Source organism: Pelagibius sp. 7325 (assembly GCF_037652055.1).
In the GTDB taxonomy this organism is placed as follows: Bacteria; Pseudomonadota; Alphaproteobacteria; order Kiloniellales; family Kiloniellaceae; genus Pelagibius.
Map to the genome: position 1 here is coordinate 828,376 of NZ_JBBKAH010000002.1, position 17,413 is coordinate 845,788.

Below are 17,413 nucleotides of genomic sequence, written 5' to 3' on the forward strand. Positions count from 1 at the left end.
AAAGCAACGAGATGAGCCACAACCCTGTCGATCCGAAGCTGCTGGAGATCCTGGTCTGCCCGTTGACCAAGGGGCCGTTGGACTATGACGCGAAGGCACAGGAACTGATCAGCCGCCAGGCGCGGCTGGCCTATCCGATCCGCGACGGCATCCCGATCATGCTGGTCGACGAGGCCCGCCAAATCGATGACTGAATCCAAGAGCCTCCGCGAAGACTCCGCGCAGGCCTTCGAGACCGAGCACTGGCCGACGGAGATCCGCTACCTCTCCGCCGAGAAGCGGCTGGTGGTGAGCTTCGACAGCGGCGAGACCTTCACCTACCCGGCTGAGCTGCTGCGCGTCGAGAGCCCCTCGGCCGAAGTCCAGGGCCACGGCCCCGGCCAGAAGCAGATCGTCGCCCGGCGCCGCCATGTCGGCATCATGGAAGTGGAGCCGGTCGGCAACTACGCGGTGCGCATCAAGTTCGACGACCTGCACGACAGCGGCATCTTCTCCTGGCAGTACCTCTACCGCCTGGGCCGCGACAAGGACGCCCTGTGGCAGGCCTATCTCGACGCCTTGGCGGCAAAGGGCCTGAGCCGCGACCCTTGAGCTTCTGAACCCCTGAACGCTGATCCAAATCCGCCACGGCCGAAGTCGCCGGGCGGCAAGACATGCCGTCCCTCTGTGCCAAGCTGAAGTCCCCACGACGAGAGGGAGACCGGCCCATGGCGCCCGACAGCGCGCTTCGCGCCCGCAGCGAAAAGAGCGTTGATCTCGAAGCCTTGCGCGCCTGGCGCCTGCGGCGTCTGCGTGACGAGTTGAAGACGCGCGACTACGCCGGCGTGCTGCTCTACGACCCGATCAACATCCGCTACGCCTGCGACGCCAGGAACATGCAGGTGTGGTGCCTGCACAACGCGGTGCGCTACGTCTTCGTGCCGACCGACGGGCCGGTGGTGCTGTTCGACTTCCACAACTGCGCGCATCTGTCGGCCGGCAACCGGGTCATCGCCGAAGTGCGCCCGGCGACCGGCTGGTTCTATTTCGCCGCCGGAGACCGCTGCGCCGAGTTCGCCCAGCGCTGGGCGGCGGAGATCGCCGAGCTGGTCGCGCTGCACGGCGGCGGCAACCGGCGCCTCGCCATCGACAAGTGCGAGCCGCTGGGCGTCGCGGCGCTGAATGCGCTGGGCATCGAACTGCACGACGGCCAGGAGGTGATGGAATTGGCGCGCCGCCTCAAGGGACCGGAGGAGATCGCCTGCCTGAAGGCCTCCGTCGCGGTCTGCGGCGAAGCCATGGCGGCGATGCGCGCGGCACTGGTCCCCGGCATGACGGAGAACCAGTTGTGGTCGATCCTCAACCAGGTGAACGCGGCTGAGGGCGGCGAGTGGATCGAGACGCGCCTGCTGGCCGCCGGTGCGCGCAGCAATCCCTGGTTCCACGAATGCGGCGACGGAGTCATCGAAGCAGGCGACCTGATAAGTTTCGATACCGACATGATCGGCCCCTACGGCTACTGCGCCGATGTCTCGCGCTGCTTCCTCGCCGGCGACGGCAAGCCCAGCGACGAGCAACGCCGGCTCTATCGCCTCGCCACCGAGCAGATCCAGTACAACATGGACCTGCTGAAGCCCGGCCTCAGCTTTCGCGAGCTGGCGGAGCGCGCCTGGCAACTGCCGCCGCGCTGCGCGGCCAACCGCTACTCCGTGGTCGTGCACGGCGTCGGGCTCTGCGATGAATATCCCGGCATCGTTTATCTGCAGGACTTCCAGGCCGCCGGCTACGACGGTGTCTTCGAGGCGGGGATGGCGGTCTGCGTCGAGAGCTACATCGGGGAGGAAGGCGGCCGCGAGGGCGTGAAACTGGAACAGCAGGTGCTGCTGACCGAGACCGGCGTCGAGCTGCTCTCGGACTTCCCCTACGAAGAAGCGCTGCTGGGCCGCGAGGTCTAAAGGGCCTCGCCCTTTACGAGGCGCGGCAGGTCGCCGACCAGCCCCATGGCGTGGCGCATGAAAAAGCGCTTCAGTGGCGGCATGCGGTTCACCGCGGCGAGGCCGAGGTCGCGCAGCAGGCGCACCGGCGGCAGGTCGTTGGAAAACAGGCGGTTCAAGGAATCGGTAGCGGCAATCAGCGCCATGGTGTCGAGCCGCCGCCAGCGCTGATAGCGTTCCAACACCGTCGCGCTGCCGATGTCGAGGCCGAGGCGCCGCGCATCGACGATGCACTCGGCGAGCGCGGCGACATCGCGCAGGCCGAGGTTGAGGCCTTGGCCGGCGATGGGATGGATGCCGTGCGCCGCGTCGCCGATCAAGGCGAGGCGCGTGTCGATGTAGCGTTCGGCGTGCAGCAGGGTCAGCGGATAGCTCCAGCGCCGTCCGCCCCACAGCGAAAGCTGCCCCAAGGAGTTGCCGAAGCGGCGCTGAAGTTCCAGCGCGAAGGCGTCCTCGTCCAGCGCCATCATCGCGGCGATCAGGCCGCGCTTTTCCGTCCACACCAGCGAGGAGCGGTGCACCACCTTGCCCGCGTCGTCCTTGGCGTCTGTCATCGGCAGCAGGGCGAAGGGTCCCGACGGCAGGAAGTGTTCGTGCGCCACGCCGTCGTGCGGCAGCTCGTGCGCCACGGTGGCGACGATGGCGGTCTGGCCGTAGTCGATTTCCATGATCCTGATGCCGGCGGCTTCGCGTGTCGCCGAGCGGCGCCCATCGGCGGCGACGACCAGGCGGGCGCGGATGGTGCTGCCGTCGGACAGCCGCGCGGTGACGCCGCCGGGCCGCCGCTGCAATTCGGCGATGTCGGCCGGCGCGCGCAAATCGAGCTTGGCGGGATCGATGGCCGTCACCGCGCGGGCGCGGTCGAGGCTGGCGCGCTTGATCGCCGTGTTCTCCACGATGTAGCCCAAAGGCCGATGGTGCGGCCGCGCGTCGTCTTCCTCCGCCACCTCCGCGGACGCGAAGTGCAGGTGCAGCGCCGAACTGCCGCCCGGGCGACGGGGCCGCAAACCGCTTGGATAGGGCAGCCCGTCGGAGATGCGAATGTCGATGATCGGCGCGGCCGCCGGCGCCATGCCGTCCCACAGACCGAGTACGGCCAGCGCCTGCTGAGAGCCGCGGGCGATCGCGGAGGAGCGGCCGTCGTTGGCTTCGTCGCGCTGCTGCGCCGGATCGAGGCGGTCGACCACCACCACCTCGACGCCGGCCTCGGCCAGGGCAATGGCGAAGGCGAGGCCTACCATGCCGCCGCCGGCGACCAGCACCTCTGCGTCCCGGTCCCGCCCAGCATCTCTTGCGGCCATGCCGTCCTCCTAAAGCCCTGAGAAGTCTCGCGTAGCGCCAGGATTAACACCGCCGGCCCGCTTGTCCAGCCGCGGCTTGTCGCAGACGCCATGCCGCCGCCACCCGTTCGACCAGACCGCGTGCCGCACTGCACAAATTTTGACCTTCTGTTAAGCTTTGCCCAAAAAATAGGCGCGTGCGAACGATCAGGTTTCGGGCAGGTGAAGCGGCGCGTCTACCCCCAAATGGCGGATTCCGGTCATTTTCATGCAAGCGATGCGGATTGGCACGCTTCTTGACTCTAGGAGGCCAGGAGCCGGCGTCCGCTGGGGCGGCGGCCGAGGTTCGGACTTCAGGTCCGGCAGGTGGTTCAACTGCACCGGGGGGCCGCTTCGCCAAGCGATACCGGTGCGATGAGGAAGAGGGGAAACCGGCGCATGAAGATGGTTATGGCCATCATCAAGCCGTTCAAGCTGGATGATGTGAGAGAAGCACTCACGGGTATTGGGATCGAGGGCCTGACGGTCAGCGAAGTGAAAGGGTATGGCCGGCAGAAGGGCCAGACCGAGATCTACCGCGGGGCGGAATACTCGGTGAACTTTCTTCCCAAGGTGAAAATCGAAGTCGCGGTGACCGACGATGCCGTCGGCCAGGTGGTCGAGACCATCCAGAATTCGGCCAACACCGGCCGGATCGGCGACGGGAAAATCTTTGTGCTCGATGTCGGTCACGCCGTGCGCATCCGCACCGGCGAGACCAACGCCGAGGCTCTGTGAGAGGGGATCTAGGGAAAATGAGAGTTATGGGCACTTCAATCGGTCACAAGCTGGGGCTGGGCAGCCTCGCGCTCGTGACCGTGGCTCTGGCCAGCGCGCCGGCCCGCGCGGAGGTTTCCGCCGAGACGGCCTTCGTCTTCAACACCTTTTCGTTCCTGGTGAGCGGCTTCCTCGTCATGTGGATGGCCGCCGGTTTCGCCATGCTGGAAGCCGGCCTGGTGCGCACCAAGAACACCGCGACGATCTGCCTGAAGAACATCGCGCTCTACGCCATCGCCGGCATCCTTTACTACATCATCGGCTACAACCTGATGTACGTCGACGTCGGCAGCTACTACGGCTCGTTCAGCTTCCTCTACAACACCAGCGACGCCGAACTCGCGCTGATCAACGCTGACGAGGCAACACCGGAGCTGATCGCCGCCGTGGTCGACAACGGCTACTCGGTGATGTCCGACTGGTTCTTCCAGATGGTCTTCGTGGCGACCGCCGCCTCGATCGTCTCGGGCACCCTGGCCGAGCGCATCAAGTTCTGGCCGTTCATGATCTTCGTGGTCATCCTCACCGGCTTCCTCTACCCGATCCAGGGTTCCTGGACCTGGGGCGGCGGCTGGCTGAGCGAGGCCGGCTTCTCCGACTTCGCCGGCTCGACCATCGTCCACTCCGTGGGCGGCTGGGCAGCGCTGACGGGTGCCATCATCCTGGGCCCGCGCAAAGGCAAGTTCGGCCCGGGCGGCGCGGTGCACCCGATGCCGGGCGCCAACCTGCCGCTGGCCACACTGGGCACGCTGATCCTGTGGCTCGGCTGGTTCGGCTTCAACGGCGGCTCGCAGCTGGCGTTGGGTTCGGCCCTCGACGCCGCGGCCATCGCCATCGTCTACGTGAACACCAACCTGGCGGCCTGCGCCGGCGTGGTGGTCGCCATGATCCTCACGCAGATCCTCTACAAGAAGATCGATCTGACCATGGCGCTGAACGGGGCGATCGCCGGCCTGGTGTCGATCACCGCCGGCCCGGACCTGCAGAACCACTTCCTGGCGCTGATCGTCGGCGGTATCGGCGGCGCGCTGGTCGTCTTCGCGGTGCCACTGATCGACAAGCTGAAGGTCGACGATGTCGTCGGTGCCATCTCCGCCCACCTGGTGGCCGGCATCTGGGGCACCCTGGCGGTCGGCATCTTCGGCGGCGGCAGCTTGGTCGCACAGATCACGGGCATCATAGCGATCGGCGTGTTCATGATCGTGACCAGCGCCATCGTCTGGCTGGTCATGAAGTACACCATCGGTCTTCGGGTTGATGAGGAAGCCGAGGAGATGGGTCTCGACAAGGCGGAACTGGGGATGGAAGCCTATCCCGAGTTCGGCCACGGCTCGCAGTCTCTCTGAGGAGCCTCTCTGATCGGGTTTCTCTGAAACCCGCCTGATAATCGAGCCCTTCCAGGACGCGATTATCCTCTGCCAAACTGGGCCTGGGAGCCTTCGCTCCCAGGCCCCTTTTTTTGCCTTAATTCAGGCCTAGGGTCGCTGACGCCTGAGCCTTATACAGACCTGGGGACGACCCTGGGCAAGGCTTGTCGCGCCCGGGGAGGGCGGGCTAGAATCCCCTGGATTCGTTTGCGCTTCGTACCGCCCCCTGCGACAACAGGCGCCCCCCGCCGATGCGGGGATGACCACGGACCACCAACGGAACCGACGCGCTTTGCCCAACCGCCGCAGCTTTCAGAGCTTCCATCCCTTTGCCCGGCTGGGCCGGCTGCTGGATGCCCATCCCCCCGGCGCCGAGCCGATCCTGCTGTCGATCGGCGAACCAAAGAACCAGCCGCCCGCCTTTGTCGCCGAGGAGATCGCCAAGGCCGCCGCGACCTGGTCGAGCTATCCGCCGCCGCGCGGAACCGAAGCCTACCGCGGCGCCTGCGCCGACTGGCTGACCGGGCGCTACGCGTTGCCGGCCGGGATGATCGATCAGGCCAAGCACATCCTCCCGCTGCCCGGTAGCCGCGAGGGCCTGTTCTTCGCCGTGGTCGCGGCGGTGCAAGACTACCAGCTGAAGCACGGCAACGCCGCGGAACCCCCAGTGGTATTGCTGCCCAACCCGTTCTATCACGTCTACGCCGGGTCGGCCCTGGCCGTCGGAGCCGAGCCGGTCTTCGTGCCGGCGACCGCGGCAAGCGGCTTCATGCCCGACTACGCCGCGCTCGATGCGGCGCTGCTGAAGCGCGCCGCCTTCTGCTTCCTCAATTCGCCGGCCAATCCGCAGGGCGCCGCTGCCGGGCGCGATTATCTGGCACGCCTCATTGATCTCGCCCGCCGTCATGACTTCGTCGTCGGCTTTGACGAGTGCTATTCGGAGATCTATGCCGAGACGCCGCCAGCGGGCGCCCTCGAGGCGGCCATCGACCTCGGCGGATCGCTCGATCACCTGCTGGTGTTCCACTCGCTGTCCAAGCGTTCCTCGGCGCCGGGTCTGCGCTGCGGCTTTGCCGCCGGCGACGCGGCGTTGATCGACAGCCTGGATGTCGCCCTGCGCGTCGGTGGCGCCGGCGTGTCGCATCCGATTCTCGCGGCCGGCGCGCGGCTGTGGCGCGACGAGGCGCACGTCGAGGCCAACCGTGACTACTACCGCCAGAACTTCGCGCTGGCCCAACGCATCCTTGGAAACCGCTTCGGCTTTCGCCAGCCCGCCGGCGGCTTTTTCCTGTGGCTCGATGTCGGCGACGGCGAGGCCGCGGCGCTGAAGCTGTGGCGCGAAGCCGGCGTGCGCGTGCTGCCCGGCGGCTACATGGCCGAGCCTGGCCCCGACGGCGTCAATCCCGGCGCGCGCTACATCCGCGTCGCGTTGGTCTACGATGCCGCCTCCACGGAAGAAGGCCTCAACCGCATCGTCCAGACGCTCGGCGACTGGGTCGGCGCGCGCGATGCCGAGCAGCCGCTCGCCGCGGCGGAAGGCTGAGCGATGGCGGTACGCGGCAACAGCTCGGCGAGCGACGGACGCACCACCCTGCTGCCCAGCGGCACGCACGAGTTCTTCAAGAAGCGGGGCATCGAACTGGCCGGCTTCGTGCTCGCCGTCGCCGCCTTCGCGCTGCTGATCGCCTGCCTCACCTATCATCCGCAGGATCCGTCGTGGAACGATTCCACCGGCGGGCCGGTGGGCAATCCGCTGGGACGCTTCGGCTCTTACAGCGCCGATGTGATGATGCAATCGCTCGGCATGGCCGCGCTTCTGGCGCCGCTGGTGATCTTCGCCTGGGGCTGGCGCCTGTTGCGCGAGCGCGAGATGCCGACCCGCTGGTGGTGGCGCCTCGCCGCGTTCCCCGCCGGCCTCATCCTGCTGGCCATGGCGCTGGAATCGCTGCCGCGCCCGTCGACCTGGCCGCTCGACAACAAGCTGGGCGGCTTCGTCGGCGACCTGGTGCTGTATAACCTGGGCGATTTCCTAGGCCTGCCGGCTTGGCTGCTGGCGCTGATCGCCTTTCCGCTGGGTCTTGCCGCGCTGTTCTTCGCGCTTGGTCTGACTGCCGACGAATGGCGCGTGCTGCGCGGCGGCGCCGCCTGGATGTTCGGCGGTGCGCGCCGTGGCATCGCCAGCGCCCTCGAGCGGCGCAACGCGGTGGAGCCCGGCGAGGCCCGCGCCGCCGCGCGCCGCGAGCGCCAGCGATTGGAGCCGGTGCTCGACATCGATGACGAAGACGAAGACGACCTGCCTGTTGCGGTGGGACCGCGCGCCGCCCGCGCGCCGGCCGATGACGAAGACGACGTCGACCTGGTGGCGACGCCGCGGCGGCCCAGCAAGCCGGGCAAGCGCGCCCGCGCCGCCCAGCAAGGGCGCTTCGACCTCGGCTCGACCGGTGCCTACGAGACGCCGGCGCTCACCCTGCTGAACCTGCCGAAGGACGCCGGGCGCAACGACGGCCTGAACCGCGATGCCCTGGAGAAGAACGCGCGCATCCTGGAGAGCGTGCTGGAAGACTTCGGCGTGCGGGGCGAGATCGTCAAGGTGCGCCCCGGTCCGGTGGTGACGCGCTATGATCTGGAGCCGGCGCCGGGCACCAAGACCAGCCGCGTCGTCGGCCTGGCCGACGACATCGCCCGCTCGATGAGCGCCGTTTCGGTGCGCGTCGCGGTGGTGCCAGGCGACAGTGTCATCGGCATCGAACTGCCCAACGCCAAGCGTGAGACGGTTTACCTGCGCGAGCTGCTGGCCTCGGAAGACTATGAGAAGAACGGCGGCAAGCTGCCGCTGGTGCTGGGCAAGGACATCGGCGGCAATCCGTCGCTGGTCGACCTGTCACGCATGCCGCACCTGCTGGTCGCTGGTACCACCGGTTCGGGCAAATCGGTGGCGATCAATGCGATGATCCTGTCGCTGCTGTTCCGCCTTGGCCCCGACCAGTGCAAGTTCATCATGGTCGACCCGAAGATGCTGGAGCTGTCCGTCTACGACGGCATTCCGCATCTGTTGGCGCCGGTGGTCACCGAGTCGAAAAAGGCGGTGGTCGCCCTGAAGTGGACGGTGCGCGAGATGGAGGAGCGCTATCGCGCCATGTCGCGTCTGGGCGTACGCAATCTGGAAGGCTACAACGCGCGCGTCGAAGAGGCGCGGCGCAAAGGCGAGGTGTTGACCCGCAAGGTGCAGACCGGCTTCGATCCGGAGACCGGTCAACCGATTCACGAGGAAGAGCCCTTCGACCTCGACCCGCTGCCGCTGATCGTCGTCGTGGTTGACGAACTGGCCGACCTGATGCTGGTCGCCGGCAAGGACGTCGAAGCGGCGATCCAGCGCCTGGCGCAGATGGCACGCGCCGCCGGAATTCACCTGATCGTCGCCACCCAGCGCCCCTCGGTCGACGTCATCACCGGTACCATCAAGGCGAACTTCCCGACGCGTATTTCGTTTCACGTCACCTCGAAGATCGACAGCCGAACCATCCTGGGCGAGCAGGGCGCCGAGCAGTTGCTGGGTCAGGGCGACATGCTCTACATGGCCCAGGGCGGGCGCATCCAGCGCGTGCACGGCCCGCTGGTCACCGACCAGGAAGTGGAAGACATCGTTGCCTTCTTGAAAAAGCAGGGTGACCCTTCCTACATCGATGCCATCACCGACGACGGCGAAATGGATTTTGACGGGGCCGGCGGCGGTGGCATGGGCGGCGAAGGCAGCGGCGACGAGCTCTACGACCGTGCGGTGGCTGTGGTTCTGCAGCACCGCAAGGCCTCCACCAGCTTCGTCCAGCGCCACCTGCAGATCGGCTATAACCGCGCCGCCAGGATCATCGAGCGCATGGAGGAAGAAGGATTGATCACGGCCGCGAACCACGTGGGCAAGCGCGAAGTGCTGCCGCCGGGCGGCGGCGACATATGAAGCGGCCGTACGATCAACTGCGGCGGCGCCTGCTGGGCACGCTGACCGGTATGTTCTGCATGATGGCGGCGCCGGCGCTGAGCGCGGAGCCGGTTCAGCTTGCCGCCCTGTCGCCCGACGAGGTGGCGACAGTCACGCGCGTCGAGCGCTACCTGAACGATATCAAGACCATGCAGGCGCGCTTCGTCCAGGTGTCGTCGAATGGTGCTTATGCGGAAGGCGAGCTGTACCTCGACCGGCCGGGACATCTGCGCTTCGACTACGACCCGCCGAGCCCGGTGCTGATCATCGCCAACGGACTGTCGCTGCTGTACTACGACGAGGAGTTGAAGGAAGCGACCTTCCTGCCGCTGTGGGAGACGCCGCTGTGGTTCCTGATCCGCGAGGAAGTGCGCCTGGACGACAATGTCGACATCGTCGGCATCGAAGAGGCGCTGGGCACCCTGCGCGTCACCCTGCGCGATCCTGAATCCCCGGACGGCGGCGAGGTGACGCTGATCTTCAGTGACGAGCCGCTGACCTTGAAAAAGTGGGAGCTGACCGATCCTCAGGGCATTGAGACCCAAGTGTCGCTGGTGAATCCGGTTTATGGCGTAGAGGTGGACGAGGACCTCTTCAAGTACGGTGACCTGGAGGTCTGGCGCGGCGGCAGCAACAACCCCGACCGCTGACCCGGCGCGGCGGCGCGGCTGCGGGACGGCGCAACCCAGCCCCGCTTCGCGGGCGCTTGTCAGCTTCGCGCGGCGGCGTTACCTAGAAGATCATGACGAAAAGCACACCCCTGCCGCTGGTCGGCGTCCCTGCCTGCGTACGCGATGTCGACGGCCAGCCGTTCCACACGGTCGGCGATAAGTATGTGCGGGCCCTGGCGATCTCCGCCGGCGTGGCGCCGCTGATGATCCCTTCGTTGGGCGAGGACCTGGTCGACCTGCGCCGCCTGGTGCGTGGCCTGGATGGCCTGATGATGACCGGCAGCCCCTCCAACGTGCACCCCAGCCACTATGGCCAGGTTGAAAGCGCAGAGGCCGAGCCTTTCGACCCCGCGCGCGACGCCACCAGCCTGGCATTGATCCGCCTGGCGCTGGAAGAAGGGGTGCCGCTGCTGGCAATCTGCCGCGGCTACCAGGAACTGAACGTCGCCCTGGGGGGCAGCCTTCACATCCGCGTCCACGAGTTGCCCGGGCGCATGGACCACCGACGCCCGCAGCATCCCGAGTTGGACGTCCAGTACGGACCGGCCCACCCGGTAAAGCTGCGTTCCGGCGGCCCCTTGGCCAGGCTGGCGGCGGCCGCGAAGATCGAGGGCGACCTCATGGTCAACTCGTTGCATTGGCAGGGCCTGGACCGTATCGCCAAGGGCCTGACCGTCGAAGCCGAAGCCGAGGACGGAACGCCGGAGGCGGTCAGTGTCACCGGCGCCAGAGCCTTTGCCCTCGGCGTCCAGTGGCACCCGGAGTACAAGGCTTGGGAAAGCCCCTTCTCACGCCAACTGTTCGAGGCCTTCGGCCAGGCCGCCCGCGCGCGTGCGGCCGGCCGCCCTGCCGATGACGTATTTCCTCTCGCGGCGCTGGGTCAGGCCTGATCGGGCCGGCGAATCCGGCGAAAAGCCACCACGAAGCCGGCGCTTTCCCGCGAAATCCCGCCCTACCGTTGGCGTTTGCCGGAATCCTCAAAATCGTCTCAAGCGGCCCTGTTCAACGATTGTAAAGCCGCCAAGAGATCCTAAATTAGGCATTAACAGCCGGCGCCGCAAAGACGCCGGCCCTAGCGGAAGGATGCATTCCCCTGCCTTCCTTTCGCTTCTCCGCGGAGAAAAGGAGCGCCCGGATCCCCCCCGACCGGGCGTTCCCCTTTTCTGGCCTCCGCTTGCCGCCGCCCCCTTCAAAGATCCCGCCGAAGCCGTTAATTTGCGGCCGGTCGGTTGTATCATTCCACAGCTGGAATGAATTAATCGGCTTTGTTCCGTTTGCGGAACATCTCGGATTTCGCCATTCGGAGCCTCCATGCCCCTCAAGATTGCCACGTGGAACGTGAACTCGGTGCGCCAGCGCCTGGATCACCTGGCCCGCTTCTGCGCCCGCTACGAGCCCGACGTCCTCTGCCTGCAGGAAATCAAGGTGCCGAGCGACGATTTTCCGGTCGCGGCGGTGGAGGCCATGGGCTACCCCCACGTCTTGGTGCATGGCCAGAAGGGCTACAACGGCGTCGCCATTCTGTCGCGCCGGCGCCTGACGGAGCCTCAAAAGCAGATTTGGTGCGAGCGTGACGACTGCCGCCATGTCGCGGCCCAGGTGGGCGGGGTGGAGGTGCACAATTTCTATGTGCCGGCGGGCGGTGATGTCCCGGATCCCGAGCAGAACCAAAAATTCGCCCACAAGCTGCAGTTTCTCTCGGAAATGGCGGCCTGGGCGACGACCGACAAACTGGCGACGCGCAAAGCCATCGTCGTCGGTGACTTGAACGTGGCGCCGCTGGAGCACGACGTGTGGAACCACAAGCGCCTTCAGCGCAGCGTCGGCCATACGCCGGTCGAAGCCGCGCACATGGCGCGGCTGTGGGCTGCCGGCGAGCTGATCGACGTGCCGCGTCACTTCGTTCCGGAGCCGGAAGAACTATACACCTGGTGGGGTTATCGCTTCCCGCAGTCCTTCGCCAAAAACTACGGCTGGCGCCTGGATCACGTTCTGGTCACGCCGCCTCTGCGCAAGCGACTGAAATCCTTGGAGATCGTACGGGAGACGCGGACCTGGGAGCGGCCCTCGGACCACGTCCCGGTCGTTCTGCACCTGAAATGATTTTGCCGAACGCCACCGTACGCCTTAGCCGAGACGGCGATAAAGGAAGTAGCGGCCGGGCTGTACGCCCGCTGGCGGAGGCAGCGCCTCGGCAGCAGGAAAAGATAGTTCCTGATCCGAAACGATTATGCCGCCGGGCGCCATCAGCGGCGGCAAGCCCGCGGAAATCGTAGCCGCGGTGCGGGCATCCACATCCGGACGGCCGCTGCCGAGGTCCGCGTGGGCCAGGGCGACGCGACCCGCAAAGCGGGCGCGCGCCGCCGCCAGGGTCTTGTCCACCGGCCCCTCGAACAAATGTTCCGCATCCGGAACGCAATCGGGATGGGCGCAGACCTTGCGCTCGAACACGAAGACCTCCCGATCAGGGCAGTTTTCACGCAGGTGATCGTACGTACGACCGTTGCCGAGGCCGAGTTCGAAAACCGGCCCCGGTAGACTGCCGATCAGCGCGACGGCGTGGTCGAGGCAATCGCGCTGTGCCTGCAAGCGGCGCAGGAAACTGTCGAGGCGGCTCAATGGGCGGCCTGCACCTGTCGCAGCTGGGCGGTGGTTTGCTCCAGTCGATGGGCCAGGACGCGCATGATCTCGACCCCCATCTCGGGGAAGTCCATGAGCATGCGGAAGAACAGATCGGCGGTGATTTTCAGGGTGGTCAGCTCGGTCTCCGCCTGCACCGTGGCGGTGCGCGGGATGTCGCAGAGGATGGCGATCTCGCCGATGATCTCGTTCTCCGACAGCGAGGCCACGCGTAGCGGCCCGTCGCTGCCGTCGATCAGCACGTCCGCCGTTCCCTTCAGCACGATGAAGGCGGCGTCGCCTCGCTCGCCCTGGCGGAACAGCATCTGGCCGGGCTTGTACGTTACCCGTTCGCTGGCGAAGGCCATGAGCTTCAGCTTGGCCGGCTCGATCTTGGCGAAGATCGGGATCCGCCGCAGGATTTCCACCTCCTGGTCAATGCTCATTGCCTTTTCCATGCGCCTTCCTTGTTTAACCCACGCCTGCTGCGGCTTTTGGGTTCGTTGTCCCCGGCCGCCTATTCCGCCGCCACAAGCCCCTTGAAGGCGGAATCCCGACCGGTCAGCTCGTCGTAGCTGCCCTGCTCGACCAGACGACCGTCGCGCATCACGAGAATGGTGTCAAAGAGCACCGCCATCTCGGGGCGCTGCAAGGTCCAGATCACCCCCTTGCCGCGGCGGAGGTCGAGAATGCGCTCGACCAGCCGGTTCTGGCCGCTGCCGTCCAGCACCGAAACCGCCTCGTTGACCACGAGGATGTCCGACCGTTTCAAGAGGGCACGGGCGAGCGCCAGCTTCTGCCGCTGCACGGAGTTGAGGCGGCCGCCACCGATGCCGACATTGTAATCCAGCCCGACCTCGATCACCGCCTCGCGCAAGCCGAGGTCGTCCAGCACCTCGGCCAAGGTATCGCCGATGATCTGCTCGGCGCCGGCCTGCCCGAAGGCAAGCCGTCCGAAGAGAATATTATCCTGCAGTGAGGCCGCGGCGTTGTAGGCGTCGTCGCGGTAGAACTCCACCGCCTCCGGCCAGTCCCGCTCCAGCCGCTCTGCCAGGTGGTGTCGGGCCTCAACCAGGCGCGCGGCCATCTCATCGTCGATCAGGCCGAGGCGGTGGCGCGCCTCGACGTAGTTGAACGGCAGGCCGAGCAGCAGCTCGCGGGCGGCCTTGTCCAGCGCCCCGGCCCCGGCGCTGTCGACGCGATTCACGATGGTGCGGAACTCCGGCAGATCGTCGTCGCTGATGAAGCTGAACTGCTCGAAGAAGGGATGCCCCGGCGGCAGGTCGGCGAAGATTTCCACCATCGTCTTGGCGATCGCCGCGCCCATGCCGATAAAGGCCTCGGTCAGCCCGTCCTCGCGCAGCACCTCAGCAACGGTCGGGTTCTTGGCCAGGGCAGCGGAAGCGAAAGCGGGCACGCGCGGGGTGCCGAACAACAGGTTCTCCGCCACGCTGGCGTTACGGTTGTAGCTGTCGGCGGCGAAGCGCACGACGAGGTCGTCATGGCCACTCTCCCTGAGGCGGGCGATCAGCGCTTCGCGCGCACGCAGCACACCCTCGGCGACATCGGGTCGCCTGGCGGGGTCGACCGTGCCGGTCAGTCCGAAGCGATAGACATCGCCTTTCAGCTCGACCAGCACCAGCATCTCGATAAGGCGATGGGTGATGTCGTCGGCACCGGTCGCGCCGGCCGCCTCGTAGTCGATCCAGTCGGCGTTGATGTCGAGATCGGGATTTCCGGCGCGGCGCGCCTCGGCCAGCTCGTGGTGGCCGGCGGCGTCGCCGTCCGCCGCCGCGCGCAACGGGCGGTGCTTCAGGCCGTACAGCAGGTTATCGCGCAACGAGCCGGCGAAGTGATAGGCATTGGCGCCGACATAGGCGATGCGCCGGCCGGTCACGGCTGTCGGCAGACGATCGATGTCGCGTCCGCCGATGCGCAGGGTTCCGGCACTCGGCGCCACCAGGCCGGCCAGCATGTAGGTGAGCATCTCCATGCCGCTGCCGCTCGGCCCGACGATGGCGACGTGGTCGCCGACGCCCACTGTGAAGTTGACCGAGCGCACCAGCGGCTGCTCGCCGTCGTCCAGCAGGGTGAGCGCCGAAGCGGTGATCTCGCCCTCCAGCGGAGGACCGGGATCGTTGTCCGGCGCCTGCAGCGCCGGGTCGATCAGCTGCGGCGGCTGGAACTGGTCTATTACCTGCTCGTACTTGATCTGCACGTCCAGGCGCTGCTGATCCCAGTCGATCAGCTCCTTGATCGGCGAGGGCAGGTCCTTATAGGCGGCGATGACCGCGACCAGGGCGCCGATGTCGAGGTGGCCGGAGATCGCCAGCAGGCCGCCGCCCGCGTAGAACACAAAGGGCGTCAACTGGGCCAGCAGGTTGTTGAGGAACTTCACGAAGAACTTGCGCTGATAGATCTCGTAGCGGATGTGGAAGATCCGCCCGAGGCGCGAAACCAGGTCGGCGCGTTCGTAGTTGGTCGCGTCGTTGGCCTGCACCTCTACCGCGCCGTCGATGATCTCGCCAATGCGCCCGGCGAGCTGACGCGCGGTGAGCTGGCGCTCGCGGCCCAGCACCAGGATTCGCCGGCGCAGCCGCGGGATGAGGTAAGACTGGAAGAGCACCACCCCCGCCGCCACCAGGCCGAGCCAGAACGACTGCACCATGATGAACAGCATTGCCGTCGCCGCTTGGCCGCCGAGGAACAGGGGCGTCGCGAAGGCATCGCCGATAAAGCCGCCGAGGGGCTCCACCTCGTCCTTTATCATGGTCGCCATTTCCGACGGCTTCACCCGCCTGAGATGCGGCAGCGGAAAGCGCAGGATGCGGTCAGCCAGCTCGAAGCGCAGGCGGCGCAGCAGGCGCTCACCCACGCGGCCCTTACGGGTGTTGATCACCAGCTTGAACATGCCGTTGACCAGGACCAGCGCGAGGAAGGTGAAGCTGAGCGCCAAAAGCATTTCCGGCTGCACCAAGTGCAAGCCGTCGAACAGCGTGACCGGGTGGCCGAAGAGATCCTCGGCGAAGGGCAAGTCGACCTTGAAGAAGGTCTGGGTCGAGCCCGGCTGTTCGAATCCCTGGCCCTGGATGCCCTGGTTGACGATCTGTTTTGGCAGATTCAGGGAGAGGTAATAGAACGGCAGCGAGGCCAGCACGAGCACCAGGATGATGATCTGCTCGGCCCGGCTGTGGCGCCAGACATACTTGAAAATGTTTGGTTCCATGGATCCTCTTCGCCCGGGGCCGGTCCCCGGGCCGCGGCGCAGGCACCCCCCGCCCCAACAAGCAGGCGGGTGTACCGTAACCGGTGCTTCGGTGGCAACTTAGAGCAAGAACTGCCTGAAATGAAACACTCTGAAGCGGAAGCCGGCGGCCGACACGACGCGCGGCGGGCCGGGCAAACGGGCCTTTCCGCGCCGCCCCGGCCTGTGCCATAGTCTGGCCGCAGTCCGCGGAGAGGGAGAAGGCGGTATGCGGGACAGCCGAAAAGGCAAGCGCGTCCTCATCTACAGCCATGACAGCTTCGGCCTGGGCCACCTGCGGCGTTGCCGCGAGATTGCCCATACCCTTGCCGACGCCCATAAATCGCTGTCGGTATTGATTCTCTCGGGATCTCCGATCATCGGTTCCTTCGATTTCCGGGCCCGCGTGGATTTCGTCCGCGTGCCCGGCGTTATCAAGCTGCGCAACGGCGACTACACCTCGCTGGCGCTGCACATCGATGTCGACCAGACCATGGCGATGCGCGCCTCCATCATGGAGCACACCGCCGAGGTCTTCGACCCCGACCTGTTCATCGTCGACAAGGAGCCGCTGGGCCTGCGCGGCGAGGCGGAAGGCACCTTGAAGCTGCTGCGCGAGCGCGGCACGCCCTGCGTGCTGGGCCTGCGCGACGTCATGGACGAACCCGGTCTGCTAGCCCCCGAATGGGAGCGCAAACAGGTGGTGCCGGCGCTGCAGCGCTACTTCGACGACATCTGGGTCTACGGCCTGCCGCAGATCTGCGATCCGCTGGAAGGCATCGATCTGCCGGATTCCGTACGCAAGCGCATGACCTACACCGGCTATCTGAAGCGCAGCCTGCCGAAGGTGAAGCCCCATGTCGCGCTGGAGAAGATCGCCGATCCCTTCCTGCTGGTGACCGTGGGCGGCGGCGGCGACGGCGAGGCCATCATCGACTGGGTGCTGCGCGCCTACGAGGCCGATCCCAAGCTGCCGTACCCGGCGCTGCTGGTGCTCGGCCCTTTCATGAACAGCGAGGCCCAGGGCGATTTCCAGGCGCGCGCCGCGCAGCTGGAGAACGTCGAGGCGGTGACCTTCGAGACCCACCTGGAAAGCCTGATGGACCGTGCCGTGGGCGTGGTCTGCATGGGCGGCTACAACACCTTTTGCGAGGTGCTGTCGTTCGACAAGCGGGCCCTGGTGATCCCGCGCACCGAGCCGCGCATGGAACAACACATCCGCGCCTCACGCGCGCAGGACCTGGGCCTGGTGCGCATGCTGCGCGACGACGGCCACCGCGACGCCCAGCTGATGGCAACCGCCCTGCGCAACCTGCCCCAGCAGCGCCGGCCCTCCGAGGTGGTGGTGCCGGGCCTGCTGGACGGACCAGAGAATGTCGTGCGCCTGTCCCACTATTGGCTGAAGCACGGCTCCAGCCGCCTGACCGTCGCCGACACCCTCAACAAGGGACGGCTGTGAGGCCGGCC

General features: G+C 66.6%; 15 protein-coding genes. 11 read left to right on the forward strand and 4 right to left on the reverse strand.

Translation table 11 applies throughout. The annotated features are described in order from the left end of the window. Nucleotides 1–11: 11 nt before the first annotated feature. The 3 genes from WDC82_RS05845 to WDC82_RS05855 all read left to right on the forward strand — a co-directional run bounded on the left by WDC82_RS05845 (nt 12) and on the right by WDC82_RS05855 (nt 1,934). Nucleotides 12–194 (forward strand): Trm112 family protein, encoded by a 183-nt coding sequence (locus WDC82_RS05845; protein ID WP_340116317.1) that lies wholly within the window; start codon nt 12–14, stop codon nt 192–194. Beyond that, nucleotides 187–591, forward strand: coding sequence for a DUF971 domain-containing protein (locus WDC82_RS05850; RefSeq protein ID WP_340116318.1), 405 nt, complete (start codon nt 187–189; stop codon nt 589–591). Before WDC82_RS05845 ends, WDC82_RS05850 begins: the two co-directional genes overlap by 8 nt. A 116-nt stretch (nt 592–707) precedes the next feature. Further along, nucleotides 708–1,934 (forward strand): Xaa-Pro peptidase family protein, encoded by a 1,227-nt coding sequence (locus tag WDC82_RS05855; protein ID WP_340116319.1) that lies wholly within the window; start codon nt 708–710, stop codon nt 1,932–1,934. On the opposite strand, the gene WDC82_RS05860 is transcribed toward WDC82_RS05855, so the two are convergent. Then, entirely contained in the window at nt 1,931–3,274 is a 1,344-nt protein-coding gene (locus tag WDC82_RS05860; RefSeq protein ID WP_340116320.1) for an FAD-dependent monooxygenase, read from the reverse strand. The two genes, WDC82_RS05855 and WDC82_RS05860, sit on opposite strands and share 4 nt — an antisense overlap. A gap of 417 nt (nt 3,275–3,691) precedes the next feature. Here WDC82_RS05860 and WDC82_RS05865 point away from each other — a divergent pair, with 417 nt between their 5' ends. From WDC82_RS05865 to WDC82_RS05895, 7 genes are all read left to right on the forward strand, one after another. Further along, complete coding sequence (locus WDC82_RS05865; protein WP_340116321.1) at nt 3,692–4,030, forward strand: P-II family nitrogen regulator; 339 nt, start codon at nt 3,692–3,694, stop codon at nt 4,028–4,030. 26 nt (nt 4,031–4,056) lie between these two features. After that, the gene (gene amt, locus WDC82_RS05870; protein ID WP_340116322.1) at nt 4,057–5,415 is read left to right on the forward strand and encodes an ammonium transporter; all 1,359 of its coding nucleotides are present in this window, start codon (nt 4,057–4,059) and stop codon (nt 5,413–5,415) included. Nucleotides 5,416–5,728: 313 nt separating this feature from the next. Then, a complete protein-coding gene (locus WDC82_RS05875) occupies nt 5,729–6,979 on the forward strand; it encodes an aminotransferase class I/II-fold pyridoxal phosphate-dependent enzyme (RefSeq protein ID WP_340116323.1) in 1,251 nt (416 codons plus the stop codon). A 3-nt stretch (nt 6,980–6,982) separates the two neighbouring features. Then, nucleotides 6,983–9,391, forward strand: a complete 2,409-nt coding sequence (locus WDC82_RS05880; RefSeq protein WP_340116324.1) for a DNA translocase FtsK 4TM domain-containing protein — start codon at nt 6,983–6,985, stop codon at nt 9,389–9,391. Continuing rightward, the gene (locus WDC82_RS05885; protein ID WP_340116325.1) at nt 9,388–10,062 is read left to right on the forward strand and encodes an outer membrane lipoprotein carrier protein LolA; all 675 of its coding nucleotides are present in this window, start codon (nt 9,388–9,390) and stop codon (nt 10,060–10,062) included. Before WDC82_RS05880 ends, WDC82_RS05885 begins: the two co-directional genes overlap by 4 nt. Before the next feature lie 92 nt (nt 10,063–10,154). Then, entirely contained in the window at nt 10,155–10,973 is an 819-nt protein-coding gene (locus tag WDC82_RS05890; RefSeq protein WP_340116326.1) for a gamma-glutamyl-gamma-aminobutyrate hydrolase family protein, read from the forward strand. 421 nt (nt 10,974–11,394) lie between these two features. Next, nucleotides 11,395–12,186 (forward strand): exodeoxyribonuclease III, encoded by a 792-nt coding sequence (locus WDC82_RS05895; RefSeq protein ID WP_340116327.1) that lies wholly within the window; start codon nt 11,395–11,397, stop codon nt 12,184–12,186. 24 nt (nt 12,187–12,210) lie between these two features. On the opposite strand, the gene WDC82_RS05900 is transcribed toward WDC82_RS05895, so the two are convergent. From WDC82_RS05900 to WDC82_RS05910, 3 genes are all read right to left on the reverse strand, one after another. Further along, nucleotides 12,211–12,702 carry a class I SAM-dependent methyltransferase gene (locus WDC82_RS05900; protein ID WP_340116328.1) on the reverse strand — a complete coding sequence of 164 codons (492 nt, stop codon included), beginning with the start codon at nt 12,700–12,702 and terminating at the stop codon, nt 12,211–12,213. Next, nucleotides 12,699–13,148, reverse strand: coding sequence for a cyclic nucleotide-binding domain-containing protein (locus WDC82_RS05905; protein ID WP_340116329.1), 450 nt, complete (start codon nt 13,146–13,148; stop codon nt 12,699–12,701). Before WDC82_RS05905 ends, WDC82_RS05900 begins: the two co-directional genes overlap by 4 nt. A 71-nt stretch (nt 13,149–13,219) precedes the next feature. Continuing rightward, complete coding sequence (locus WDC82_RS05910) at nt 13,220–15,928, reverse strand: ATP-binding cassette domain-containing protein (RefSeq protein ID WP_340116330.1); 2,709 nt, start codon at nt 15,926–15,928, stop codon at nt 13,220–13,222. A 247-nt stretch (nt 15,929–16,175) separates the two neighbouring features. Between WDC82_RS05910 and WDC82_RS05915 the strand changes: the two genes are divergently transcribed. Next, nucleotides 16,176–17,405, forward strand: coding sequence for a glycosyltransferase (locus tag WDC82_RS05915; RefSeq protein ID WP_340116331.1), 1,230 nt, complete (start codon nt 16,176–16,178; stop codon nt 17,403–17,405). Nucleotides 17,406–17,413 lie beyond the last annotated feature (8 nt).